Annotated in this window: 23 protein-coding genes, 1 tRNA gene and 2 pseudogenes; 12 read left to right on the top strand and 14 right to left on the bottom strand. The window is 42.8% G+C overall.

The window, feature by feature from the left end; all coding sequences use genetic code 11:
- Nucleotides 1–65: 65 nt before the first annotated feature.
- From ccsB to ACFE90_RS18445, 6 genes and pseudogenes are all read right to left on the bottom strand, one after another.
- Nucleotides 66–1139: a c-type cytochrome biogenesis protein CcsB gene (ccsB, locus tag ACFE90_RS18470; RefSeq protein ID WP_375503000.1), complete on the bottom strand. Its 1074-nt coding sequence runs from the start codon at nt 1137–1139 to the stop codon at nt 66–68.
- A gap of 186 nt (nt 1140–1325) precedes the next feature.
- Nucleotides 1326–3074: a DUF3352 domain-containing protein gene (locus ACFE90_RS18465; RefSeq protein ID WP_375502998.1), complete on the bottom strand. Its 1749-nt coding sequence runs from the start codon at nt 3072–3074 to the stop codon at nt 1326–1328.
- 471 nt (nt 3075–3545) lie between these two features.
- Nucleotides 3546–3740 (bottom strand): annotated as a pseudogene (locus ACFE90_RS18460) (Uma2 family endonuclease); the annotation flags it as partial.
- A 30-nt stretch (nt 3741–3770) separates the two neighbouring features.
- Nucleotides 3771–4346, bottom strand: a pseudogene (locus ACFE90_RS18455) (Uma2 family endonuclease).
- Between the two features lie 209 nt (nt 4347–4555).
- Nucleotides 4556–5179: a chorismate lyase gene (locus ACFE90_RS18450; RefSeq protein WP_375502996.1), complete on the bottom strand. Its 624-nt coding sequence runs from the start codon at nt 5177–5179 to the stop codon at nt 4556–4558.
- Between the two features lie 126 nt (nt 5180–5305).
- Nucleotides 5306–5388, bottom strand: a tRNA-Leu gene (locus tag ACFE90_RS18445).
- A gap of 442 nt (nt 5389–5830) precedes the next feature.
- On the opposite strand from ACFE90_RS18445, the gene accC reads away from it, so the two are divergent.
- Nucleotides 5831–7174: an acetyl-CoA carboxylase biotin carboxylase subunit gene (gene accC / locus ACFE90_RS18440; protein ID WP_375502994.1), complete on the top strand. Its 1344-nt coding sequence runs from the start codon at nt 5831–5833 to the stop codon at nt 7172–7174.
- A gap of 116 nt (nt 7175–7290) precedes the next feature.
- Here the strand turns inward: accC and ACFE90_RS18435 are convergent, their stop codons facing one another.
- Nucleotides 7291–7584 carry a YggT family protein gene (locus ACFE90_RS18435; RefSeq protein WP_375502991.1) on the bottom strand — a complete coding sequence of 98 codons (294 nt, stop codon included), beginning with the start codon at nt 7582–7584 and terminating at the stop codon, nt 7291–7293.
- A 259-nt stretch (nt 7585–7843) separates the two neighbouring features.
- On the opposite strand from ACFE90_RS18435, the gene psbX reads away from it, so the two are divergent.
- The 4 genes from psbX (at nt 7844) to ACFE90_RS18415 (ending at nt 10348) form a co-directional block, all read left to right on the top strand.
- Nucleotides 7844–7963 (top strand): photosystem II reaction center X protein, encoded by a 120-nt coding sequence (gene psbX, locus ACFE90_RS18430; protein WP_174709687.1) that lies wholly within the window; start codon nt 7844–7846, stop codon nt 7961–7963.
- A 245-nt stretch (nt 7964–8208) separates the two neighbouring features.
- Nucleotides 8209–9126, top strand: a complete 918-nt coding sequence (locus ACFE90_RS18425) for a Ycf66 family protein (RefSeq protein WP_375502988.1) — start codon at nt 8209–8211, stop codon at nt 9124–9126.
- Between the two features lie 47 nt (nt 9127–9173).
- Entirely contained in the window at nt 9174–9734 is a 561-nt protein-coding gene (locus tag ACFE90_RS18420) for a hypothetical protein (protein WP_229468733.1), read from the top strand.
- A gap of 89 nt (nt 9735–9823) precedes the next feature.
- Nucleotides 9824–10348 (top strand): TolB family protein, encoded by a 525-nt coding sequence (locus ACFE90_RS18415; protein WP_375503006.1) that lies wholly within the window; start codon nt 9824–9826, stop codon nt 10346–10348.
- Nucleotides 10349–10403: 55 nt separating this feature from the next.
- On the opposite strand, the gene ACFE90_RS18410 is transcribed toward ACFE90_RS18415, so the two are convergent.
- Nucleotides 10404–11411, bottom strand: a complete 1008-nt coding sequence (locus ACFE90_RS18410; RefSeq protein WP_375503004.1) for a succinate dehydrogenase/fumarate reductase iron-sulfur subunit — start codon at nt 11409–11411, stop codon at nt 10404–10406.
- Between the two features lie 1456 nt (nt 11412–12867).
- On the opposite strand from ACFE90_RS18410, the gene ACFE90_RS18405 reads away from it, so the two are divergent.
- The 3 genes from ACFE90_RS18405 to ACFE90_RS18395 all read left to right on the top strand — a co-directional run bounded on the left by ACFE90_RS18405 (nt 12868) and on the right by ACFE90_RS18395 (nt 15193).
- On the top strand, nt 12868–13305 hold the full coding sequence (locus tag ACFE90_RS18405; protein ID WP_335154485.1) for an AbrB family transcriptional regulator: 438 nt from the start codon (nt 12868–12870) through the stop codon (nt 13303–13305).
- A gap of 278 nt (nt 13306–13583) precedes the next feature.
- The gene (locus ACFE90_RS18400; protein ID WP_375502986.1) at nt 13584–14453 is read left to right on the top strand and encodes a lysostaphin resistance A-like protein; all 870 of its coding nucleotides are present in this window, start codon (nt 13584–13586) and stop codon (nt 14451–14453) included.
- A gap of 227 nt (nt 14454–14680) precedes the next feature.
- Nucleotides 14681–15193: a hypothetical protein gene (locus ACFE90_RS18395; protein WP_375502984.1), complete on the top strand. Its 513-nt coding sequence runs from the start codon at nt 14681–14683 to the stop codon at nt 15191–15193.
- A gap of 131 nt (nt 15194–15324) precedes the next feature.
- Here the strand turns inward: ACFE90_RS18395 and ACFE90_RS18390 are convergent, their stop codons facing one another.
- The 4 genes from ACFE90_RS18390 to ACFE90_RS18375 form a co-directional block, all read right to left on the bottom strand.
- Complete coding sequence (locus tag ACFE90_RS18390) at nt 15325–16446, bottom strand: geranylgeranyl reductase family protein (RefSeq protein ID WP_375503002.1); 1122 nt, start codon at nt 16444–16446, stop codon at nt 15325–15327.
- 277 nt (nt 16447–16723) lie between these two features.
- Nucleotides 16724–17272 (bottom strand): ribosome recycling factor, encoded by a 549-nt coding sequence (gene frr, locus ACFE90_RS18385; RefSeq protein ID WP_322722135.1) that lies wholly within the window; start codon nt 17270–17272, stop codon nt 16724–16726.
- The gene (gene pyrH, locus ACFE90_RS18380; RefSeq protein WP_100898733.1) at nt 17259–17987 is read right to left on the bottom strand and encodes a UMP kinase; all 729 of its coding nucleotides are present in this window, start codon (nt 17985–17987) and stop codon (nt 17259–17261) included. The genes frr and pyrH overlap by 14 nt, the downstream gene beginning before the upstream one ends.
- Nucleotides 17988–18058: 71 nt before the next feature.
- Nucleotides 18059–18613: a thioredoxin family protein gene (locus tag ACFE90_RS18375; RefSeq protein WP_375502982.1), complete on the bottom strand. Its 555-nt coding sequence runs from the start codon at nt 18611–18613 to the stop codon at nt 18059–18061.
- A gap of 446 nt (nt 18614–19059) precedes the next feature.
- On the opposite strand from ACFE90_RS18375, the gene ACFE90_RS18370 reads away from it, so the two are divergent.
- Nucleotides 19060–19959 carry an alpha/beta fold hydrolase gene (locus ACFE90_RS18370; RefSeq protein WP_375502980.1) on the top strand — a complete coding sequence of 300 codons (900 nt, stop codon included), beginning with the start codon at nt 19060–19062 and terminating at the stop codon, nt 19957–19959.
- Nucleotides 19960–20772: 813 nt separating this feature from the next.
- Here the strand turns inward: ACFE90_RS18370 and ACFE90_RS18365 are convergent.
- On the bottom strand, nt 20773–21477 hold the full coding sequence (locus ACFE90_RS18365; RefSeq protein WP_375502978.1) for a diacylglycerol/polyprenol kinase family protein: 705 nt from the start codon (nt 21475–21477) through the stop codon (nt 20773–20775).
- Between the two features lie 60 nt (nt 21478–21537).
- Between ACFE90_RS18365 and yidD the strand changes: the two genes are divergently transcribed.
- From yidD to ychF, 3 genes are all read left to right on the top strand, one after another.
- Complete coding sequence (gene yidD / locus ACFE90_RS18360; RefSeq protein ID WP_375502976.1) at nt 21538–21774, top strand: membrane protein insertion efficiency factor YidD; 237 nt, start codon at nt 21538–21540, stop codon at nt 21772–21774.
- 199 nt (nt 21775–21973) lie between these two features.
- Nucleotides 21974–22201, top strand: a complete 228-nt coding sequence (locus tag ACFE90_RS18355; protein WP_375502974.1) for a hypothetical protein — start codon at nt 21974–21976, stop codon at nt 22199–22201.
- A gap of 45 nt (nt 22202–22246) precedes the next feature.
- Nucleotides 22247–23338, top strand: coding sequence for a redox-regulated ATPase YchF (gene ychF / locus ACFE90_RS18350; protein ID WP_375502972.1), 1092 nt, complete (start codon nt 22247–22249; stop codon nt 23336–23338).
- Between the two features lie 226 nt (nt 23339–23564).
- Here the strand turns inward: ychF and ACFE90_RS18345 are convergent.
- Nucleotides 23565–24712, bottom strand: a 1148-nt coding sequence (locus ACFE90_RS18345; RefSeq protein WP_375502970.1) for an ATP-binding protein, incomplete at its 5' end; no start/stop codon positions are given.

Below are 24712 nucleotides of genomic sequence, written 5' to 3'. Positions count from 1 at the left end.
TCCCCAACCCTCCCCAAAGCATCGGGGAGGGTGCGCGGCAGCGCGGGTGGGGTAGTTTTCTGTTCTTAGAAAAACCAACCGTAAGAATGCAAACCTTTACCCAAAAGATTCACACCGAGATAGCAAACCCAAACAACAACAAAGCCGGTGGCGGCTAAAATTGCGGGACGACGCCCTTGCCAACCGCGAGTGATTCGGGCATGGAGATAGGCGGCGAACACTAACCAGGTGATTAGTGCCCAAGTTTCTTTGGGGTCCCAACTCCAGTAAGAACCCCAAGCTTCGTTAGCCCAAACGCCACCGGCAATGATGCCAATTGTCAGCAGGGGAAATCCTAGCCCGATGATGCGATAGCTGATATTGTCGAGGGTTTCGGCAAGGCTAAGGCGCTGGGGTGAAAGGGGTTCCGAATTTTGGATTTCGGATTGTGGATTTTGGATTGGGGTTGTTGTAACTAAACCCAAAACTGCGGTGTTACCGTTACCGTTGCCGTTGCTAGTAGTTTCAAAACGAGCAAAGCCGTTATTTTCGGCAGAAGGGGCTGTTGATTGAGGAATTAGTTCAGCTGCTTTGTGTAAGCGGTAGCCGTTGCTGCGATAGCCACCAGTACCTACAGAACTACCTTGTAGTTGGATGTTTTGACCGCGAGTCACAACTAAAAAAGCGATCGCTAATAACGAACCTACCATCAAAGCAGAATAACTCAACATCATCACGCTGACATGCATCATCAGCCAATTTGACTTCAAGGCAGGTACAAGCGGTTCTGACGCTTGCATCTGAGATGGTAGTGTCATAGTAGCAAAAGCAGCAATCAACATTGCCACAGGAGCTGTAACAACTCCTACTAAGCGGCTACGGCTACTACTTTCAGCAATTAGATGGATGGTGGTAATTCCCCAAGTTAAGAAAAACAGCGATTCATAGAGATTACTTAAGGGAAAGTAACCAGCTTCTATCCATCGTGCCCCTAGTAGAGTCGCCATGCACAAATTAGCGATCGCCATCCCAGCTGTCCCCAAAGCGGCTAGATAAGGCAGATTCGGGAAAGCCGCTCCTCCCCAATACACCAGCATTGTTAGGAATAATATGGCAAAGGAGGCATTGTCCAGCCAGTTCTGGAGTACAACCAAATTCATAAAGTCTTCTCTCCGTGGATGATTTAAAATATGGATTCTGACTGTTATGATCCTATATGCTTAGAGGGTCATGGGAATGGGGAAATAGGAAATAGGGAATGGAACATTGGGAAGAGACAAAGAAAAAATTTTTTCAATAGTTCTCCCTTGTTCCCCTCATCTCACCACTCCCCACTCCCCACTCCCCTATCTAACAGAACTGCTCTTATTACTTTCTGGACTAGGTAAAGGAGTCGTGTTCCTAACTTTTTTAAGTGCTATAAAAATGTCGTAAAGGTTACTACGACTGTCGCTGACGGCGGATGTCATCCCAATTGAGCGCGTTGCATCAAGCAAAGCTTGTTGATTGGGAATTAGAGTTGGTAAAAGGAAATTTTTTACAGTTCGTTCCACATCTAGAAAAAATTGACCATTTGTCGGATTTGGTTCTGTAGGAACTGTTTGTTGGAAGGGGATCGTGCTAGCTAGTGTATTGTTAGGTTTGGGAAGAATTTTATCAGTAACAGGAGCGCCCACTACTAGAAAGGCGACATCTCCATCTAACCATCCGTGAGTGGCAGTTAAAGTACCATAGGGTGAAACCCAGTTAACAACGGGTTGTCCTGCAACTTTCGCAGGTTGGACTTGGAACTGGTATTGATCTCTCATCACGTCATCGAGCTGTTTTATAGATGTTTCAGCTGATTGGCGATCAGTTCCCTGTACCATGAACACCAAACCCGCACGAAAATCATTTGGTGAACCTTCTTTTGGAGTAGTAGGAATCACTGATAAGGAAAACTCGCCTTTCATCCAACTGAGCAAATCCTTATCTAAATCGAGAGTGGTAAGAGATTTTATACCACCTCTAAGTTGTTCTGGTGCGATCGGTGAGAGGGGATTTCCTTGAGATGTTAAAACGTAATCTCCCCACAATCTCTGTAAGTTTCCCCCCGAAAGCATCATTAAGGTTTCTGCTGGTACGCGGTTTTGCATTTGCCCAGCTTTGTTTTCTACCGCCAGCACCCGTTGACTATTAGGGTTTAACCAAGAAACGCCTTTGAAGCGGATTCCTTCTGCCTCTAAAGTCATTGTCCCCGCTAAAGCTTGGTTATTTTGCAGCTGAGCCAAAACTTGAGCAGGTAAAGGGCGGTTTGGAGAAGCTGCGGCTATTTTGGCTGCTGTTGGCACATTGACGTAAAACTGGCCAAAGGGTTGGTAGTCGGCAATTTTTGGGAAGTTCTCAGCAAAGCCCCCTGTTGTCGCTAGAGATGTTTGATTTTTGTAAGCATCAATTGCTCGTTCTGTGGCTTTGGGACTATCAGTTATAACTAAAAAACGCCCATCTAGTAATGCTGCTGAGAAGTTTTCTCCTGCTTGTCCCTCACTTTGTTTAATGGCGATCCCTTGATAAATACGGTCAATCCATTTGCCTTGTTTAAGGGTTTTGGGTTGTGCCAAAATATTTTTGGCGATTTCTGGGTTTTTCACTGGTAATACCATTACCATCGACTGCTGATCGTTGGCAGCATCTTCATTGGTGGTAACTGGTTTGGGTGCAGTCTTACTCGCTATTGCTGGGGCAAGAATTGCAATTGTAACGTCATTGCCTACCCAAGGAGCGATATCTTTCTGGAAGTCGTAACCATTATTAGTGAGAAAGCGATCGCGCAATTCAACTAAATTTCTGTCCAGTTCTGCTTGGGTTTCTTTCGTGCCAAACTCCCGCAATTTCTGCCACTGCTGGGTATCTGTTGTCAGAGAAACCGCAAACAGGGCATCACCAGGAATAATATTTGCACCTACTAGCAAATCGCTCGAAGATCGTTGTCTCTGGCTTAACAACCAGTATGCTGCACTCCCCGCACCAATCAATAGCCCAGCAGCCGAGAGCGTCAGCACCAGAGACGGTTTCTTATTTTTCTTCATTGGAACAGACACAAGAGGCGGTGCCATTGAAACCTATACCTTATACTTGCAAACTTATTACTTGCTTGATTAGTCAAGTACACCAACAGGTTTAACCATTCTTTAGAACAGCTAATTATATTAAATTTTTCCACTCTAGATGTTGATGATACTTCGGTAATCAACCTTCCCTACTCTTTCAAAAGCTGTGTATTTGACTCAGTTACCATTTTTAACACGCTTTGTTGAATTTCGTAGGACGTTTCCGTGAGATTAATTCCTGAGTCGGAAAGTTTCCGCAAGTAAATCTGTTATTCCAAGCAATTTGAGAATATAACTAACTGGACAAAACTGCAACTCAATTTCAGCGACTTGGCTTTACGCGGTTGCGATATGCGATCGCCTACGGTAGGCGGGTACGCGATCGCGCCACATCAAAAGTGCAGTATTTTTTGGGAGAATGCGGTAAGCAAAGCTATACCGTTAAACTTAACATTTACCTATACTTGCAACTCAAATCCGATTCCAAATTTCTAAATCAGCGATCAGTCCAGCTTCTTGATTTCCGCTTTCTCCTCCCACTGGTGGCACAATTATTAATTCTCCGACTGCATTCATTTCTAGGCTTAGATCACGATTGGCAATACACAATTGATAAAATTGCTCATCGCTTAAATGAGCAATCAGTTCTAGATTTAGCACAACAGTATTCATTAAACCTTTCTTGTGTCTTTGTTGCTAACATTAGTAGGAAATTCTTGCTTGTTGGAAAATTTCTTGAGGTGTAATTTGCAACCCTTGAAATAAGGAATCTTCTAAACTATCGATACCGCGTTTGGTTTGAGGGAGAATATCAGGATAAAAAATAGTAATAGTTTTTGCTCTAGAATCAATAATCCAAACTCGTTGAACTTTAGCTTTTAGATAATCAGTGGCTTTTTCTGTCATTTCTCCGAACGTTTGACCGGGGGAGATAAATTCAATGACTAATTCGGGTGCAACAGGACAAGCTTCATCTTGCAACCAATCAGCAAAAAGACGATTATAAGAAACATAAGTCAAATCTGCTACAGGAACTTAGTCTTGTTCATTTCTTTTTAGCTTAATTGCCCATTCAATTACAACCCGCCCCTTTCCTTGCGCCCATGCAGACAATAGTATAAATAACGCACCTGTTATAGAACTATGAAAAAATTTAGTCCTGATCTCATCGTTTTTGAATTTGGGAACAGCTTCTCCATCAATGAGTTCGTAGGTAATATCTCCTTCGGGAAGTGCGAGAAATTCTTCGAGGGTGAGTTGGGTTTTGAGTGGAATCATGGTTGAACTGGGGGAATGACTCTATTTTAGAGAGGATATGATCGCCTAAAACGGCAAACCATCACCGAAAACTCATTAGTTTAACGGCACTACTGCTAGAAGCGATCACTGCCACAATAATTCAACGTTCCTTTGATAATTTCATTGTAGGATTTCAGCTACTTGGTTTTGCTCGGTAGGGATACGCCATCGCACCACATCATGCCTTTTTACTGATATTTGGAATCTAATTGCATAGCTCCCAAATATTTAGTTAAATAAGGCGAAAAAACTTCATAAATTAAGGTTAATGGCTGTCCATGATGCCAAAACAAGTAATGGCGACCCCAAAATGGCCCAGTTACATCAAAACCAGACTCTAGCGCCGATGAGTCACCATAGTAAATTCCTCGCACATCCCGATACAGTTCCGTGCGAAGACGAGCTAAACTCGCCCAAATTGGTAATGAACGATTTTGCAAATACTCATCTACATGACTAGCTTCCCACCACGAAGTAGCATAGGCTAATCGCTGACCAGAAGCAGTCCGCAGCCACACTTGTCGCCGTAATCGCGGCCCTGGAACAGCTTGGATTAAATCAGGAGCGCCATCTAAGTCCATACCAATCAATGACATATCAATCACATCTACTTCTACAGGCTCACCTGTAAGCAATTCTAGGTGACGTGTTGGAGAGCCGTCACCCAAAAGCATTAGCTGCCAAGCCGGTGCTAGCTGAGTATGAGGTAAACTTTTTTGAATTATTTCCTCTCCTCCTTGCCAAATCGGAGTGAGGCGATGCCAAGCTGCTGGCAGTGTTAAGTTGTTTGTCGGCGTAAAAGTAATACTCAATGCTTTTTACAAAACTTCACGTATTTCTATAAAAGCATAAAAAACTAGAGCTAACCAAGATTTAAGGGTCAATAGTCTAAGGTGTATTGACCCTTAACTATTGACCCTTGACTAATCAACAAAATATGCGGATGGCGAGACTCGAACTCGCAAGGGCATTGCCCACACGCACCTCAAGCGTGCGCGTATACCAATTCCGCCACATCCGCACGGAATCTCTAAACATATACTATAGCATAAGAAACTAATTATAGTAATGTGATATCTAAAGTTATATTTCTCAAAAATATAAATTTCCTCAAGGCTGTATCAGACTGACAGAAATCTAGCATCTGCACAAGTGATATTAAAAAGGGTAGAGCGACTGTGGGAGGTGCGGTGCGATCAATCATCGCGTACCCGCCCAATTTAGGCGATGTCTACGATGTGCTACGCCTACGCTAAAACTTAGTTTAGTAAGCTAGCTAAGACTTACAGTAGCAATGTTGTTAGTCTAGTAAGACTCGTACAGGCAGCAAGCCTGCAATATACGAGTTTGCTTAGAATCAGGGTGGCGAATCTCCTGTGATAATTTGAAATAATGCGAAAGCGTCGTTTCAAGTTGGATCAGAGAAAATGTCAATCTACTGGTAATGATATCGAAACTAAAAAATGAAGTTTGACAAAATATTAATTGCCAATCGGGGAGAAATCGCCCTTCGCATTCTCCGCGCCTGTGAAGAAATGGGAATTGCGACTGTCGCGGTTCATTCCACCGTTGACCGGAATGCTCTCCACGTCCAACTTGCTGATGAAGCGGTTTGCATTGGCGAACCTGCTAGCGGTAAAAGTTATTTGAATATTCCCAATATTATTGCTGCCGCATTGACACGCAATGCGACTGCTATTCATCCAGGTTATGGCTTTTTGGCAGAAAATGCCCGGTTTGCAGAAATCTGTGCCGACCATCATATTGCTTTTATCGGCCCAACTCCAGAAGCTATAAAGCTGATGGGCGATAAATCCACTGCCAAAGAAACCATGCAAAAAGCTGGAGTACCAACAGTACCAGGTAGTGAAGGATTGGTAGAATCTGAGGAAGAAGGATTAAAATTCGCCAAGCATATCGGTTATCCAGTGATGATCAAAGCTACAGCCGGTGGTGGTGGACGGGGTATGCGCCTGGTGCGTTCTGAAGATGAATTTGTGAAACTTTTCCTGGCAGCCCAAGGCGAAGCAGGAGCAGCTTTTGGTAATTCTGGCGTTTATATAGAAAAATTTATTGAACGTCCCCGCCACATCGAATTTCAAATTTTGGCGGATAACTATGGTAATGTTATCCACTTGGGCGAACGGGATTGCTCAATTCAGCGCCGGAATCAAAAGCTACTAGAAGAAGCACCAAGTCCGGCTCTCGACCAAGACCTGCGTGAGAAAATGGGACAAGCTGCTGTCAAAGCTGCCCAATTCATCAATTACAGTGGGGCGGGTACTATTGAGTTTCTCTTGGATAGATCCGGTAAATTCTACTTTATGGAAATGAACACCCGGATTCAAGTAGAACATCCTGTAACAGAGATGATTACTGGGGTAGATTTAGTTGCCGAACAAATTCGGATTGCCCAAGGGGAAAGACTCAAGCTTACGCAAGAGCAAGTAGTTTTGCGGGGTCATTCGATTGAGTGCCGGATCAACGCTGAAGACCCAGATCATGACTTTCGCCCTTCTCCTGGACGGATAAGTGGCTATCTGCCCCCTGGAGGCCCTGGTGTTCGCATTGATTCCCACGTTTACACAGATTACCAAATCCCGCCTTACTACGATTCTTTGATCGGCAAGTTAATTGTTTGGGCCCCAGACCGACCCACTGCCATTAACCGCATGAAACGCGCACTCCGGGAATGTGCCATCACTGGACTACCCACCACCATTGGGTTTCATCAAAGAATTATGGAAACTCCACAATTTTTGCAAGGTAATGTCTATACAAATTTTGTCCAGGAGATGAACGGCTAGGGGAGTGGGGAGTGGGGAGTAGGGAGTAGGGGGAAGAGGGGAGGCAGGAGAAGAATAAAAAATTACCTCTTTCGCCTCTGCTCCCTGCACCTCTGTTTCTTCCCAATGCCCCATACCTAATTTACACGAGCCAGCATCGTCAGTAATCCTTGCTGACCTAGTAATATTTCTCGCACCAGACTGAAGATACCAACCCAAATAATAGGTGTAATGTCCACGCCGCCTATAGGTTGTACCAGTTTTCGCAACGGGATTAAAAATGGTTCGGTAGGCCAAGCTATTAAATTAAAGGGCAAACGATTCAGATTCACTTGCGGATACCAAGTGAGAATGATCCGAAATATAAATAAAAATGTCATCAGCCCTAACACAGGGCCAAGAATCCAAGCAGTCAGGTCAACACCAGTCATCGGTTTAAGGTACTATCTATCGTAAAGAAAGAAAAACTTAGGCGAACGGCAAGCCGCGCTTCGCTAACGCTACAAAATTTGAAGCTTTGTAAAGCACTCTCATCATCATTTTAACCAAATACTGTCATTTCCTTGTGTAATAGAAAAGCAAACTCGCTCACAGCAGTTACCAAGTTTGGCAGTTCCGAGTTAGAGGCTTCTCAAGAAAGTAATACACTATTAAAATTAGGATGAAGTGTGTAAAAAAAGGTTTAGAAGTATGACGCCTTCTTTAGCAAATTTTCTTTGGAGTCTGCTATGGGGTACTGCAATTGTTGTAATCCCCGCTACAGTTGGTCTAATTTTCATTAGCCAAAAAGATAAAATCCAGCGTTCATAATGCTTGTGAGAGTTGAATTAACTCTCATAACCGATTGTCTGTCAGCTATTTATAATTGCACTAAAAGCAGCAGTGTTTGCCGCTAGAAGCAGTTGTAGCTAATAGACATAGGTTTTTTTATTTTTCGGTAAACAGCTTCAGAGCTTCTTTGCCAGAGGCTTTGAAGCTTTAATATATCGTGACTAATTACAGTAGTGATTTTAATTGTGACTCGCTAACATAGATTTGATATTGGGAAAACAGCAATGATAAATTTTGGGCTGAACTCAGCCAGTTTTCTGGCTCAGGTAAATTTTGGGGCAAACTCAGCCAGTATTCTAGGAATTTTCCTGGCTGTGGCTGGGGCAGCACTGTATTTTCTCCGCACTGTGCGTCCAGAATTGTCACGGGATCAAGATATCTTTTTTGCGGCAGTCGGCTTGCTCTGCGGTTTCATTCTCGTGTTTCAAGGATGGCGCTTAGACCCGATTCTACAATTTGGTCAACTGCTTTTAGTTGGCACAACTGTGTTTTTTGCAGTTGAAAGTATTCGTCTGCGGAGTATAGCTACCCAGCAAGCAAAGCGCAACACTCCGATTGTGGACGAAGACCGACCGGTTAGCGATCGCTATTCGTACAACGATCGCAGAAAGTATCAAGCTGAAATGGATGCAGACTTAGATCCATTGCCTTATGAAGACGAGGAGGAACGCCCCGTGCGTGCCCGGATTCGCGGTAGCAGGGATGAGATTTCCACTCGTGATAACTACTACGAGGAGCAACCCCCCCGCCGTTCAGAACGCCGTAACAGCAGCAGTAGCGAAAGACAGGCTCCAGCAGATAAAACGCGGCGGCGGACTTCTGGGCGTCCTGTGAATCGCCCTTCTGAAAGCTCTGAAGAAGAAAATTGGGGTTCTTCATCTAGGCAAGTTGAGGATTGGGAAAGTTCCAAAGAAGAAGTTAGAAAACCTTCTCGCCGTAATAATAACGGGTCTGGGCGTCCAGAAAATCGTGAAGATGATGTCGCTCCCAGACCAAGAAGGCGTCGTCCACCAGCTGACTCAACTCCTCGAAGACCGCGCGAAGATGATGAGGCGATCCCAACTGATTATGTGCCATACAACCCGGTTGAAATGCCAAATCAGGGGCCAGATAATTCGACCGATTTTGATGACGATGTTTAAAACAGGTGATGTGGAAGTAGGTTTAAAGGCGACGGAAAACAGTTGAGGTGGAAAAATTTACGCCTACATTTTGGCTCCAAAGACCAATTCATTGGAGCCTGGTTTTTGGTTTAACCAGTTTGCTTGCATCTTGTGGTTATAACGATATTCCCATAGGGCCTACTTCCCTCAACAGTCGCTACACCGAGGAGCAACCTGCTTTGAGTGGAAATGGGCGCTTTTTAGCGTTTGTATCTAATCGGAATGGTAATCAGCAGCTACTGGTTTTCGATTTGGAGAGGCAACTGTTTATTGGTACACCAGGGATAAACCGAGCGGAGACAATTGCTGAAAGTCCTAGCTTGAGCTATACCGGGCGTTATATTGCTTATCTTACTAGTGACCAAGGTAGACCAGTAGTGGCGCTTTATGATCGCGCTACACAACAGTCGCAAATCGTCACACCAACCTATCGTGGCTGGGTCAGAAAACCAAATATCAGCCCAGATGGACGTTATGTTGTCTTTGAAACCGCCAGCCGTGGTCAGTGGGATATTGAAGTCCTAGACCGAGGGCCAAATATTGAGTTAGATATTCCTAATGGTGCAACCGTAGGTTCACCTCCGTAGAAGGCAGGGAGCAGGGGAGCAGGGAGCAGGGAGATGAGGGAGAATAATTAATGTCCAATGCCCTATGCCCTATGCTCCATGCCCAATATATGAAACGTATTTTTTATATACCTATATTTATATGTTTAAGTTTATTGACTGGGTGTTTTGGCTACCCTCGCCTTTTGAGTTATCCCTTTGATCCGGGGGGGCGGAGTTTTAATAGTTTAGCGTCGGAATTAAACCCCCAAATTTCTGGGAGATACATTGTTTTTATTACTGACCGACGCGGTAGCCAAGATGTTTATATGTTTGATACGGTGACTCGTGATTTGGTTGATTTGCCAGGTTTAAATTCCTTTGATGCGATCGCAACTCATCCTAGCGTTTCCCAAGATGGCCGTTATGTTGTGTTTGGTGCTAGCCGTCAGGGGCGATCGGCTATTTTTATCTACGACAGGGAAACACGCCAATCACGAAATTTGACTAATAACCTACAATCTGAAGTCCGCAACCCTACAATTAGCGCTGATGGTAGTAGGATTGCTTTTGAATCCAGTAACAACGGGCAGTGGGATGTTTTAGTATATGACCGTTATGGACAGCCGTTGAATATACCTCAAGAACCACGTTGAAAAATGGGGAGTGGGGAGTGGGGAGTAGGAAGTGGTAAAAGAAATTCCCTATTCCCTATTCCCTATTCCCTTCTACTTGTTGCACAGATTCAATGAGCGATCGCACTTGTTCTGTCCCTTCAGAAGGTTCAAAGGACGAGGGAAACTTACCCCGGAGGATCATCCGCAAACCGAGGGGTGCAAGACTGAGTAATCCTTTTAAATCTTTAAAGTAGTTACCGACAACTTGTAAACCAAATTGACGTTCATCAATCCAACCACCTTCTTTAACTAAATCCACCAATACTTTTCGGTGACGAATTGAGCGACTATCACTGGCTTGTTTGTGGGTGAGAATTTCTTGTTTAATTTTGGTAATTTGTTCTAATGGTGCAACCTCCATTGGACAAACTGAATCGCAGTACAAACAACGGGTACAACCCCATACGCCTTTAGTACCTTCGTTGTAGCTTGCTAAACGATTTTCAGTGTCGCTATCGCGGGAGTCTGCTACCATCCGGTAAGCTTTGGCAAGAGCATGGGGGCCAACAAAGTTTGGATCAACTTCACGGGCGTTGCATTCAGAGTAACAAGCACCACACATAATACAGTTACCAGTTTTATCGAGGCGCGATCGCTCTTGTGGTGTTTGCAAAAACTCTCTTTCTGGTACTTGTCGTGCTGCCGTACTCACATAAGGAGCAACTGCTTCTAGATTATTCCAGAAGCTGCTCATATCTACAACCAAATCTTTAATCACGGGCATATTCCCCAGAGGAGCGATCGTGATTTCGGGAATGGGATTTACTTTACTTTGGGATGATGGTATTTGTTGTAATCTGGCAAGTTCACTGCCAACATTTTCCTTACAAGCTAAAGCCGAACGCCCATTAATTCGCATAGCACAGCTACCACAAATTGTATTACGGCAATTTTTGCGAAACGCCAAAGTTCCATCTTGCTCCCACTTAATATGATTGAGGCAATCCAGAATTGTGTTACCTAGTTCTGCCTCTACAAGGTAGGTTTGCACAACAGGGGAGGAATTTTGTTGCTGTCGAATGACTTTAAAAATAACTTCCATGACCACTAACCAAAATTTTAAAATTGCTTCACCAGCCTCAAAAATCATGAGTAAAGGCAGGTACTTCTGAAAAGTGAGCGATACTTTTTTGCTCTTCATTAAAAGCCTGGTGTTAATAGGCTGATCATGAAAGAGCGAATGATTCTAGTTTAACGATAACCATTCAAACTTTACTTGTAGCAGCGCTATAGGCAAGATTTGTGTCAAATTCTCAGATAAAACGCCAAAAATGTAATCATAGCTTTGCATTGAATTTACCTGTTTAGGAATGTAAAGGAAAGAGCAATTTACCTTCATCTCTGACTTAGCGATCATATCCCAATTAAATGCATGTCAGGTTAGCGACACCTGTTGATGTCAACTTGAGTCAGAGCAACTAACTAGAAAATTCAGCATAAGCTACCGCTTGACGGAATTTTTTGATTATATAGAAGTAAGTGTAAAAGAATATGTTCAATATATAGTACTGCCAATCAAGCGATGGCAGATGTTAAGAGATTTATTCTTCCCATAGACAGACGTACAAAATTCTCTGACTACTTTTGAGCTTACAATAATAAACCGAGGAAAAATCCTCACCACTTTAAAATAAAAGTTATTGTACCGGGAATCCCGGATGCGTGAGACTTTTAGATTTTTGCTTCCTCTCAATCAAGAAAATCTTGAATTTAACACATTAGTCAAAACTGCTCGTCTAAATTAGATAAATTTTTATAAAAGGCATAGAGCAATACTTACGCTTGCAATAAAGGGTTAGGAAAATCCTCAGTGCTTTTTCCAAGCTTTCAGTCCAGGAATTTAAATAAAAATTTACCAGCAACTTTAATTCAAAATTAAACAACTATTTTGCTATTATTAGTCCATGCTAGTATTTAATATAAAATTACGAAGACACAAAACAGAATCAATAGCCGTATCAGCGCGGCTACTACTGCTTTGTTGAATCGTAATGTAGAGACAAGAAAACTCATGTCTCTACCGACAGGACAAAAGGGCATAAGCCCGTAGGACTCTATTGAAATACTATGCTGTCCTAAGCTTGAGAGGATGAGTAGAAAAAACTCTACCTACTCATTATGCATAGGGGCAAGCACTAGAAGTGGAAAACCTGCATTTTTTGGGGTCTACGACTTATTAGGAGTAGAATTAATCCAATTTGTAAAGGTGGCTGAAAGTTACACCGCTACAGTAGCGCCAAAAGAGAAAAGAATTTCATTTCTAATGGCGAATAATGGTTAAAAGTGCCGTGAAATCAGCAAAATTAATTTCTATGGCAACTATGACCTCTAATTGGTTGTAGACAACCATATATAGAAGTGCTTTTGGCTCCTATCGGCAGAAATTGACCCGTTACACTAGAGTCCTAAGTAGCTCTATGCAAATGCTAAAAAGCCAAATGCTAGCATTTGACTACATCGTTTTTCAGTTTGGAGAGAGTAAGGAAAATTTGAGCATAATGACTGAAACTGCAACCGCGCCATTAACCGGAAAAGCACTACTTGCGAAAGTAAAAGAACTTTCCACTTTACCACGCCGAGAAAGAGCTAAACAGTGCGGCTATTACACTGTTACTAAGAATAACCAGGTTCGTGTCAATCTCACTGATTTTTATGACGCTTTGCTATCGGCTAGAGGGATTCCTCTAAGTCCAGAAGCACCTAAAGATGGTCGTGGTCGTGAACCGACATATCGCGTTAGTGTCCATCAAAATGGTCAGATTGTGATTGGTGCCACATATACCAAAGCAATGGGCTTAAAGGCTGGAGATGAGTTTGAAATTAGGTTGGGATACAAACATATTCACCTGATTCAACTCGGTGAAAGTGACAAAAAACTAAGCTCACAAGATATAGACTCCGACGAATCAGACGAAGATTTGGAAGACGAAGAGTAAATTTGCTGATGGTAGGGATAAGTTTCAGGTGATGATAACTTGTCCTTACCCCGACAGCAAATTAGTACAGGTTGGCGGAAATAAACCTACTATTTCATTACAGGCATAAAGCTTAAATTAAAACTTTTTGACTTTTGACTTCCGCCTTACGGTACTAGTAGCTCTATTTAGAAAATTTTGTCACAAGTAAAGAATACGATTAGACCCCTTGCAGAAGTCACCAATTTTAGTAGAGTCTTGATTAATCACCAAGAAATCTATAGTGCAAGAAGTCTATCGTGTTTTTTTTGTTTAGTTTAGTAACTTATTTTGAGTCTCCTATCAACGCTTTATTGGCGTTTATGGGAAATGCACCAGCACTAGTTGTAGTGATGGCATTTTTTATTTTCTGGATAGTTTGCTGGTTGCCAGTGGCAACAATATCAGCAATATTGCTCAATTGGCAACCCCCTAAACCTTTACAGCCAGAGCAAAAAATGCCGTTATTGATATCACTCTATCTATTAGCTCCCCTAATTCTCTGGGGAGTTAGTTGGCTTACCAACAAATCTTTTTCAGATTACGGCTTTATTGGGAATCTTTCAACTCTTGGTTCTTTAGCACTAGGTTTTGCTTTGGGAGTGGTAAGCCTAGCTATTGTATTTAGTGGGCAATTTGGGTTAGGGTGGTGTTCTTTTGAAAAGACGAATTTCAAGTTAGCGCTACCCATCTTGCTACCGATTTTCTTGATAGCGTTATTAGTTGGTGGGATAGAAGAGTTAGTTTTTCGCGGTTTCCTGTTTACTGAATTAGCGCAGGATTATCCAGTTTGGGTAGCAGCAGCAATTTCTAGCTTGATATTTGCTTTGCTACATTTGGTTTGGGAGCAACGCGAAACCGCACCCCAACTCCCTGGATTGTGGCTGATGGGAATGGTGCTGGTGTTAGCACGCTTTGCCGATTGCAACAATTTGGGTTTAGCTTGGGGATTGCACGCGGGATGGATATGGGCGATCGCTACCATAGATACAGCAGAACTAATTACTTATACAGGTAAAGTCTCTGACTGGTTCACAGGTAAGAATAAAAAACCCTTAGCTGGTTTGGCAGGAATTCTTTGTGTATTGGGAACTGGAGTGATTATCTGGCTTTCCTCTAGGTATTTTTAACTCCGCTTTAGGCTGCAATATTTAAAAGGCGAGCTTCGTTAGCAAGCTCGCCTTTTAAATAATATCTTGCAAAGACCGACAAGCCATGCATTATTAAGATAGAACTGGAGCAGAAGTCTATGGCATACAGTGATTTTAGTCTTGTTAAAGTTAGAGATGTATTTAGCTTAACTTTGGAAGAGACACGCAATCTGTTTTTGACTGTAGGCGGGGTGTAGCCCTCTGACTTGCTAAAGCGGTTGCTGGATGAGAACCTAATTTTAGCAACTGCCATTAACAGCGAAAAAGCTCGTTCTGAGTTCTTAATCGCTCCTATTCTGTCTGAGGTCAGGCGACAGTTAAATTATCAGATCAGCTTATTTTCTGGTACAGAGTTCAATATTGATCCTGCTAAAGGACTCTCAGGTTTTTGTGACTTCATTCTCAGTGCATCTCCTGAACAGTATTTTATCAGTGCCCCAGTAGTCACTGTTATAGAGGCCAAAAATGAGAATATCATCGCCGGATTGGGGCAATGTGCAGCCACAATGATTGCTGCTCAGATATTCAATCAAAGAGCAGGAAATGATATTAAAGTCATATATGGAGTTGTGACAAGTGGAACCGCTTGGAAATTCTTAACTTTAGAACAGAATACTGTTTGCATTGACTCAATAGAATATCATGTTAATGCAGTCGATAAGATTCTGGGAATTATATTGCAGACCTTTGAGAGTTCCTTGTCTAAAACCCTAGTTTAGAGAAATGCTAAGTAGATAGGCATAAATAAAGTGAAAATAGGGCGGGTGAGACGCCCACCCTACAAGAGATGATTAATTTTCGTGGGGTGGGTGTCTTGTCCACTAGAGATTCGTTACCTAATCCCTAATACTTAACCTCCAAAGCCAGGAATTAAACGCTTGAGGGCGCGATCGGTAACGTCGCTATACCGCAGTTCTCCACAGAGAATCTTACCCATGATTTTGGCACCGGAGGGATGCTTAACACCAACTTTGTAGCCAATAGCAGGAAAGCGATAGAATGCTCCAGCTAATTTTTGTGCCCAAGCCATCTCAGTACCCCATTCTTCATTAATAGCTTCAGTATATTTTTCTAAAGCGTTGGTATCACCCGAAAGGGCGTCATTAATAGCTCCTGCTGCAATCAAACCGCTAAAAATTGACGGACGAATGCCTTCTGCTGTCATAGGATAAACTACACAAGCAGCTTCCCCAGCCAAAACTGCATTTTGGGTATGCAACTTTTGCTTTCCATTCCACAAGCAAAGGGGATAACCATACTGCTTGCTAGTTTTGATATCTAGATCAAACGATCGCGCGTACTCATCTAAAATCTTTTTAAAATCTTGGGGTTGACCACCAACAAATGTACCAATACCAATAGAATAACCATCTGCCTTCGGGAAGTTCCAAATATAGCCATTTTTCACCAAGCCCAACTCAAGGTGAATTGTGGATTTGTCTTTTACAGTTGCAGAAACTTCTGCTTCTAAAGCTGCTGCTAAACTGCGTTTACGGTCTTTGAAGCCTAACCATTTTGCCATTGGCCCTTTAGCACCATCAGCCGCAATTAAGTAGCGACCTGTAACTGGCCCATTGGTTGTGTTAATTTGCCAATAGTCACTTTTAAATTCAATACTCGTTACTTCAGTATTATCTCGGAGTTCAGCTCCTTGTTTCTGTGCCTGCTGCACTAGAAAATGGTCAAAAATATCTCGTCGCACCATCCAGACTGGTTCTTCTGTGGCGATTTTTGCTTCCACTGGATCGCCCAATTTCCAGGTAAAGCGAAAGGAGTCGGCTTTTACAGAAATTGCTGGGCTAAAATCAAAGTCAAACCATTGAGCGATCGCTGGAGATACACCACCGCCACAAGGTTTATATCTTGGTAGGGATTCTTTTTCTAACACTAATACTGAGCGGCCCTGTTTAGCTAAATGATATGCAGCTGTTCCACCAGCTGGGCCAGCGCCGACGATGATGCAATCGTACATAAGGCTGAATTTTTGCTCCTGAATTAGTGATTTTGTATTGGATACTCGATCAATTTTTGTTAAATAGCGCCGTGTGCGACTTTCTTTCAAACCTAACCCCCAGCCCCTTCCCTGACAGAGAAGGGGAGTAAAAATCAAAGCCTCTCGACCTTTCGGGGAGAGGAATGGAAGCAGGGTTCCAAGAATAAGTTGCACATCGCGTTAAATACCTAACAAATGATAAAGGCTGAAGAATTTATCTATTATCCTTCAGCCTTTATGCTTCAGACATGAAACTTTAAACAGTCGTGATGTCTTTTTCTTTTTCTGCCAAGAGTGAGTCTATTTTGGCAGTGTATTCGTTTGTCAGTTTTTGCAAGCTATCTTGTTGGTCTTTTGATTCATCTTTGGAGATTTCAGAGGCCTTCTCCTGTTTGCGAATCGCGTCTATGGCATCGCGGCGGATGTTGCGAATAGCAACACGACCTTCTTCAGCATATTTAGATGCCATTTTGACAAATTCTTTACGGCGATCGCTGGTCAAAGGCGGAATATTCAGCCGAATTACAGAACCATCGTTACTGGGGGTTAAACCCACATCTGAGAGGGAAATAGCCTTCTCAACGATGTTTAGGGTATTACGCTCGTAGGGCTGAATCAGAATTGTCGAGGCATCTGGCGTGCTAATATTTGCCAGTGATTTTAAGGGCGTGGGCGAACCGTAATAGTCCACTAATACCTTATCTAATAGACTCGCATTGGCGCGACCAGTGCGAATCGTGTTAAAAGCTCGTTGAGTTGACTCAACAGAACTTTGCATTTTACTTTTCGCGTCAGCTAATATCACAAGAACCTCCCACAAGGGTACCGATGGATTCTCCCAAGACGGCTCGGTGGATGTTACCTCGCACCGTTAAATCAAATACCAGAATTGGGATATTGTTTTCTTTACACAAGGCGATCGCAGTACTATCCATCACCCGCAAATCTTTGGCTAAAACATGCGCGTAGGTAAGGCTATTGTAACGCTTGGCGTCAGGATAAATGTGAGGATCGGCATCATACACTCCGTCTACTTTGGTGGCTTTAAAAATCACTTCTGCATCAATTTCTGCGGCTCTTAATGCCGCAGTAGTATCCGTAGTAAAGAAGGGATTTCCAGAACCAGCACCAAAAATTACCACCCGTCCTTTTTCAAGATGGCGGATGGCACGACGACGGATATACGGTTCTGCTAATTCTTGCATAGCGATCGCAGTTTGCACCCGCGTCTGTACTCCTATGCGTTCTAGCGAATCTTGCAACGTCATGGCATTCATTACCGTGGCAATCATCCCAATATAGTCAGCGGTTGCCCTGTCCATCCCCGCCGACGCTGCTTTAACGCCACGAAAAATATTGCCGCCGCCAACAACTATGGCGATTTGAGTGCCAGTGGCTATTACCTCTGCTAATTCTTGTGCTATGCCTTTGACCACTTCGGGATCAATACCATAGCCCATGTTGCCCATTAAGGCTTCACCGCTCAGTTTGAGTAAAACCCGTCGGTAATTCGTTCCCATGAAGTTCCGCTTTATCAAAAAAGTTGCAATTGCCTCCAATTTAAGATAGCAGTTACAGGGACTATCTATGTCTAGTTACGCCAAATCAATGTAGTACCTATTGGTTCTGTTTCTGGTATATCTATTTCTTCACCAAGAAACAGAGAAGCGATCGCAGTTCTTAAATAATCCTCTCCCGCCGATAATGGGTCTTGGGGATGATCATCAATTTTACCTTTGTAGCGTACTATACCATTAGTATCTATTAAAAATGCCATTGGTGTTTTTGTAGCACCAAAACTGCGGGTTACATCTTGCGTCGAGTCCCACAGGTAAGGAAAATTCAAATCGTGACGCTGGGCAAAAGCTTTCATATTTTCAAAGCTTGGCCTAGTGCCGTGATTACCATCACTACCATTCATACCAATTAATGTGAAGCCTTTGGGGGCAAATTCGGCTTGAATGTTTTTTAACCTGTCTATATACCACTCTACATAAGGACAGTGGTTACACATGGAAATAACGACCACTGCTCGGAACTTCTCAAGATAACGCCTGAGATGGTGTACTTGACCATCAATTCCTGGCAGTTCAAAATCAGGTGCATAGCTCCCAATGGGAGTATCGATTGTTTCTAGTAGATTCATGATTTCTGGCTCGCAGAACTAGGAACAAGAAAAATATTGTTAAATTCAGCGTCAGTTTCCAGTTGCAAACCACCCCTTAGCCGATGCCTCATATTCGACAATGTTATATACCAAATTTGCGATCGTAAATTGTGAAACTACTGAATCTAGCAGTGACGCTAATTCGCTCACATCTAAAAATAGCGAAAATATTACTCACATTATTGTAGAAGTTATGATTTCTAATACTGACATAATCTAAGTTATGAGTAAATTATCTCTATCAACAAGACGGAAATCTATGCTGGATAAAACTATCAGCCAAGAAGCTTTCGTGCTGTCTGTCTAAGCTATCACTAGAGCAAAGTATCTACTTTGAAAATCTGATAAATTTTATTCAAATCCAAAACAATTTTACTTGCGTCTTGCTGCTGAAAGGCTTTTACCCTTGTATTCATCAAATTTTTATGACAACCTCAAGTTCAAAAACAGCACTTACCTCTACAAAAACCTGGATTTGGCAAGATTTCCCTATCTGCTATCAAACCCAAGGAACCACTGGCCCAGCTGTTGTCCTCGTGCATGGATTTGGCGCTTCTTGGTGGCATTGGCGGAAAAATATTCCCGTATTAGCACAAAGTTGCCGTGTTTATGCTATTGATTTAATTGGTTTTGGTGCTTCTGCAAAACCTCAACCTGGAGAAAAAATTGCCTATACGCTAGAAACTTGGGGACAACAAGTAGCAGATTTTTGCCGCGAAGTAGTAGGTGAGCCAGCTTTTTTAGTCGGAAATTCTATAGGCTGTATTGTAGCTATGCAAGCAGCAGTAAGCAACCCAGATATTGCCTTAGGAGTTGCTTTGCTCAACTGTTCTTTACGGCTGTTGCACGATCGCAAACGGGAAACTTTACCTTTATCTCGTCGTTACGGAGCGCCTATACTGCAACGCCTGTTATCTATCAAACCAGTTGGTGATTTCTTTTTCAATCAACTCGCCAAACCGAAAACGGTGCGGAAAATTCTGCTGCAAGCTTATGCAAATGCTGAGATGGTGACAGATGAGTTGGTAGATATTCTGACTTCACCAGCAAGCGATGTGGGGGCTGGTGCTGTGTTTCTTGCTTTTACTTCTTATTCTACAGGGCCTCTACCAGAAGACCTTTTACCATTGTTAGCGTGTCCGGTGATTATCTTGTGGGGAACGGCTGATCCGTGGGAACCAATTAAGTTAGGGAGAGAATTAGCTAACTTTCCCCAAGTAGAAAAGTTTATTCCTTTAGAGGGAGTGGGGCATTGTCCGCAGGATGAAGCGCCGGAGTTAGTCAATCCGATTTTACTCAATTGGATTTTGGAGCGATCGCGGTAATAGAGGCAGAATTTTCATCTAATAAGTGATATTGAATATAATAATCGCCTATATAGAAAACGATTTATTTTTCTAAAAACCTGATGCTCACTTAGTACCCGGAGATTTAGTAGAGAAAGAGTTCTGGGCAACATCGTATGAGATCCACTCTGACTGCAACGGATTTGACCGACGTTGAATTTTCACTCCCTTGCCTGTAAGCCCATTCGAGAATTTATGGTTTTCTTCAATGCTCAAGACTTTTCCGAAGTAACTGTTGTCATTTTTGTTATAGAGTTCAGTACCAATAACTATTGTGTTCGACTGGGAACAGGAAGCAAGGAGAAGAAAGAGCAAGAGAGATTCTAAAATTGGGAATCGTTTCATAGTTGAGAAAGTGAGTAAGGTATTAACCAAACAGGAATTGAGGTACGATGCCCAATATCCTAGTCACATCTATAACTTGTCTAAATTATCCTGACAAGAGCCACGCGTTGTTTATTATTGAATTTGCTGAAAGCCATCTCTAGCAATAGTTGTGAGAACCACAACCGTGCAAGTCAGTTACATAGTGCTACCAAGATATAGTCCGATTTACTCAACCCCGAAACGTTGCAGGCTATTTTTTTGGGACTTACGTACAGGTAATGGAAAACGAACCGCAGAGGACGCAAAGAAGCCAGTGCGTTGGGCGGGTTCCCCGACTTGAAGCAACTGGCGCGACACGGAGGAATGAGAGTTTAAGAGGGTTTTTGCGTCAGTCCTATTATTAACTAACGATGAATTTTTGGCACTATCTCTTATTTGATCAATTAGAAATAGCACTCAAAAAAATTAGTAACTAAGAATTAAGTGACTTAAAAAGAAGGCAAGGGCTGCACTGCCCAAGGGAACTGTCAAATTATCAATACCTAAAAATGAAACAGCTTCTAAAGCCGTAGCTATAACTGCTACTAATAGTGATACTGCCCAAGTTTGCCAATTGTTTCCTTGAGTTCCAACTAAAATCAAACTACTGACGAGATAGCTAACGAGCATCATAGTTAGGGAGCCTTCCCAACTTTTTTCTGTCCCAAAAACTTTATATTTGTGTTTACCAAAGCGCTGCCCAATTAAGGCTGCTAGTCCATCTCCCCAAGTCATTACTAAAATTCCGAGTGCTGCGTACTGAGGTTGTTGCAAGTACCAGAACCAGGCAACTAAAATACCGAAACTGACAGAGTAAAAAAATGTCCCTAAACTTTGCCGTCCAACGCTATTAATACCAGGAAGAATTGGTAATCGGTAAGATAATAAGGTGATTGCACTCGCTAAAATAGAAGCTGTAATCCCTACGCTAGCGGGAATATCTAGCCACCAAGCGATTAAAATCACATTACCAGTGCCAATATGAACTATCTTCCGCACGATTTCTGGCTTGTCGGCAAAGCGGTTTACCACCCCTGCAATCAGAAGGATGAGTAACACCCAAATTGCAGCCAACGCAATTTGCAGCCATAAAACCGGAATTGAGGTGAAGTCAGAAAATGTAATTAACAAAGATGCGACAAATGAAAATTTTTACCCCTGTTACTAATTTATAAGATTTGGGTAGCTGCAATGAAATTATTATTGATTTGGCTGATTCGGGGCTACCGAATGTTTATCTCGCCGTTGTTTCTCCCGACTTGTCGCTTTCAACCAACTTGTTCGATGTATGCTATTCAAGCCATTGAACGATTTGGAGTGTTACATGGTAGCTGGATGGCAACTCGGCGGATTTTGCGCTGTCATCCGTTTCATCCAGGTGGTTACGATCCAGTGCCAGAGGTGGTAGAAAAGGTGAAGCAGCAGTAGTTTTGTGCAAATGGTGGCGAATTGAGGATTGGATTTTAAACGCAGAGGGGCGCAAAGGGAAGCGCAGAGGGAGGCAGAGAATGAGAAGAGCGGTAAATTATTAAAGGATGTGTTCGTGGGTATAGCTATTTGGGGAGATGTCAACACACGAGGTTGTCATCTAGCGTGGGGAGGTTGAATAATTTAATTTAGATTTATCATGCTTAATCCTACTGCGATTTCTATACCAGAACCACAAATTCCTACTCCTGGGCCGAACCCGCTACCTAGCCCCAATCCTGAGCCGAATCCGCTACCTAGTCCTGAACCTGTACCGGGGCCAGCGATTCCTCAACCGTTACCGGGGCCTGTACCAGAACCAGTACCTGCTCCCATTCCTCAAACAGTTCCAGGGCCAATTCCCCAAACCATACCGGAACCTGTTTAGATTAACTTGGTAATGTAATCCAAAATCTCAAATCTAAAATCCAAAATGCTAAGAGCCGGAATTGTCGGACTTCCCAACGTCGGAAAATCTACTTTATTTAATGCTGTAGTTGCTAATGCCAAAGCAGAAGCAGCTAACTTCCCTTTTTGCACGATTGAACCGAATGTCGGCGTTGTCGCAGTACCGGATGAACGGTTAAATGTTCTTGCTAAGATTGCCAGTTCGGCACAAATTATCCCGGCGCGGGTTGAATTTGTAGATATTGCCGGTTTAGTTAAAGGTGCAAGTCAGGGTGAGGGACTAGGAAATCAATTCCTGTCCCACATCCGGGAAGTTGATGCGATCGTCCATGTGGTACGTTGTTTTGAGAATGACGATATTATCCACGTTGCTGGTTCTGTTGATCCAGCACGAGATATTGAAATCATTAATATAGAACTGGGTTTATCAGATTTAGCACAAATTGAGCGGCGAATTGACCGCACTCGCAAACAAGCTCGTACCAGCAAAGATGCACAGTTTGAAATTACAGTCTTAGAAAAATTAGCTGCGGCTTTAAATGAAGGTAAATCGGTGCGTCAGGTAAGCTTGAATGAAGAAGAAACAGAAATTATTAAAGGATTAGAACTGCTCACTTATAAACCGATTATCTACGCCGCGAATGTATCTGAGGATGAGTTGGCGACTGGTAATCATTTTGTCGAAACAGTCCGGCAAATTGCAACGACAGAAAATGCTCAAGTTGTGATAGTTTCGGCTCAAGTTGAAGCTGAATTAGTGGAATTACCAGAGTCAGATAAAGCCGATTTCCTCGCGTCTTTGGGTGTGGAAGAAGGCGGTTTGAAATCATTAATCCGGGCAACTTACATGCTTTTAGGCTTGCGGACATATTTCACTTGCGGCCCCAAAGAAACCCGCGCTTGGACAATTAACACTGGAATGTCTGCACCTCAAGCGGCCGGTGTAATCCACAGTGATTTTGAGCGGGGATTTATTCGCGCCGAAACTGTTGCTTATAAAGATTTAATAACAACTGGTTCGATGAATGCTGCGAAGGAGAAAGGGTTGGTTCGCAGTGAAGGGAAAGAGTATGTTGTGCAAGAAGGGGATGTAATGTTGTTCCGATTTAATGTGTAGAGGTAATTAATGAGTGGCTGTTATCGATAAGATAATGGTCAACCTACACCAAGTTGCGATCGCACCCACATCAATAAAGCAGCCTTTTGCACTATTAGCCATAAGTAAAATTACGCAATTAATTCATCTAACTTTAGATTTTGGATTAATGACTGTGGTTAGCCTAACTATTTATACGGAGGTGAGATGAAACAAATCCAAAATCTAAAATCCAAAATTGTTTGACTCAAGATAGTACTTTTTGTAAAGAAAGCAATAATTCGTTGACAGTATAGGGCTTCGGCAAAAAGATATTGATACCAATCTTAATTAATGCACTGAACTTCTTGTCAGACATAAGTCCACTGCTGGCAATAATTCTAGCTTGGGGGTTGATTTTTCGCAGGGTACGGATGGCAGTTAAACCATCTAGCGAGGGAAGCATAATATCCATTAGTACAGCACTAATTTTGTCTTTATTTTTAGCGTACAGCGCGATCGCCTCAATGCCATCACTGGCAACTAAGATTTTATAATTTTGAGCTTCTAGTGATGTTCTAGTAATCTCTTGAATGGCAGCTTCATCATCCACAATCAAAATTAATTCTCCATGTCCTGTCTGTGAAGGCAATTCTTCTGGAGTGAGTGTTTCCATTCCCCCCACTGCTGGCAAGTAAACCTTAAAGCTAGTGCCACTTCCCACTTCGCTATACACGTTCACAAAACCTCCGTGGCTTTTAACTATCCCCAGCACGGTGGAAAGTCCTAAACCAGTACCTTGTCCTACATCTTTTGTAGTAAAGAATGGCTCGAAAATTCTATCTAAGATTTCTCTAGGTATCCCACCTCCAGTATCGGAGACAGTAACCACTGTGTAAGGCCCCTCTTTGGCTTCCAGATTCATCCGGGCATAATTTTCGTCAATCAACAGATTCTCAGCATAAATACTCAAACTACCGCCATTGGGCATAGCATCGCGGGCATTAACGCAGAGGTTCATCAGCACTTGATGCAGTTGTGTGCTATCTCCAGAAACCATCCACAAATCCTGTGGTACATCAGTGCTGATTTCTATGGATTTGGGAAATGTCTCTTTGAGAATCTTGCCAAGTTCCACAATTATATGTCTGAGTTGCAAAGTGATTCGCTTCCCTTCTACACCCCGCGCAAAGGATAGCACCTGTTTGACTAAATCAGCACCGCGTCTAGCGTTGATTTCCAAAATTTCTAGTAGATGGCGAGTTCGCTCATCTGCATCAGGAAATTTGAGCGGTAATAATTGCGCTCCTGCCAAAATCGGTGTCAGGATATTGTTGAGGTCGTGAGCAATGCCACTAGCTAAAGGGAGCAACGCGATTTGGTGAGGTAGGATCAAAAACCAGCGATCGCTAAAAA

The organism is uncultured Nostoc sp., from assembly GCF_964245445.1.
Classification (GTDB): Bacteria; Cyanobacteriota; Cyanobacteriia; order Cyanobacteriales; family Nostocaceae; genus Nostoc.
The sequence above is the reverse complement of the archived record's forward strand: the minus strand, read 5'-3'. Positions and strand labels throughout refer to the sequence as shown.

Excerpts from the sequence above, each read along its gene's own strand:
- ccsB (WP_375503000.1), bottom strand. The coding sequence starts at position 1,139 with ATGAATTTGGTTGTACTCCAGAACTGGCTGGACAATGCCTCCTTTGCC.
- ACFE90_RS18465 (WP_375502998.1), bottom strand. The coding sequence starts at position 3,074 with ATGGCACCGCCTCTTGTGTCTGTTCCAATGAAGAAAAATAAGAAACCG.
- accC (WP_375502994.1), top strand. The coding sequence starts at position 5,831 with ATGAAGTTTGACAAAATATTAATTGCCAATCGGGGAGAAATCGCCCTT.
- ACFE90_RS18435 (WP_375502991.1), bottom strand. The coding sequence starts at position 7,584 with ATGACTGGTGTTGACCTGACTGCTTGGATTCTTGGCCCTGTGTTAGGG.
- psbX (WP_174709687.1), top strand. The coding sequence starts at position 7,844 with ATGACGCCTTCTTTAGCAAATTTTCTTTGGAGTCTGCTATGGGGTACT.
- ACFE90_RS18425 (WP_375502988.1), top strand. The coding sequence starts at position 8,209 with ATGATAAATTTTGGGCTGAACTCAGCCAGTTTTCTGGCTCAGGTAAAT.
- ACFE90_RS18415 (WP_375503006.1), top strand. The coding sequence starts at position 9,824 with ATGAAACGTATTTTTTATATACCTATATTTATATGTTTAAGTTTATTG.
- ACFE90_RS18410 (WP_375503004.1), bottom strand. The coding sequence starts at position 11,411 with ATGGAAGTTATTTTTAAAGTCATTCGACAGCAACAAAATTCCTCCCCT.
- ACFE90_RS18405 (WP_335154485.1), top strand. The coding sequence starts at position 12,868 with ATGACTGAAACTGCAACCGCGCCATTAACCGGAAAAGCACTACTTGCG.
- ACFE90_RS18390 (WP_375503002.1), bottom strand. The coding sequence starts at position 16,446 with ATGTACGATTGCATCATCGTCGGCGCTGGCCCAGCTGGTGGAACAGCT.
- pyrH (WP_100898733.1), bottom strand. The coding sequence starts at position 17,987 with ATGGGAACGAATTACCGACGGGTTTTACTCAAACTGAGCGGTGAAGCC.
- ACFE90_RS18375 (WP_375502982.1), bottom strand. The coding sequence starts at position 18,613 with ATGAATCTACTAGAAACAATCGATACTCCCATTGGGAGCTATGCACCT.
- ACFE90_RS18370 (WP_375502980.1), top strand. The coding sequence starts at position 19,060 with ATGACAACCTCAAGTTCAAAAACAGCACTTACCTCTACAAAAACCTGG.
- yidD (WP_375502976.1), top strand. The coding sequence starts at position 21,538 with ATGAAATTATTATTGATTTGGCTGATTCGGGGCTACCGAATGTTTATC.
- ACFE90_RS18355 (WP_375502974.1), top strand. The coding sequence starts at position 21,974 with ATGCTTAATCCTACTGCGATTTCTATACCAGAACCACAAATTCCTACT.
- ychF (WP_375502972.1), top strand. The coding sequence starts at position 22,247 with ATGCTAAGAGCCGGAATTGTCGGACTTCCCAACGTCGGAAAATCTACT.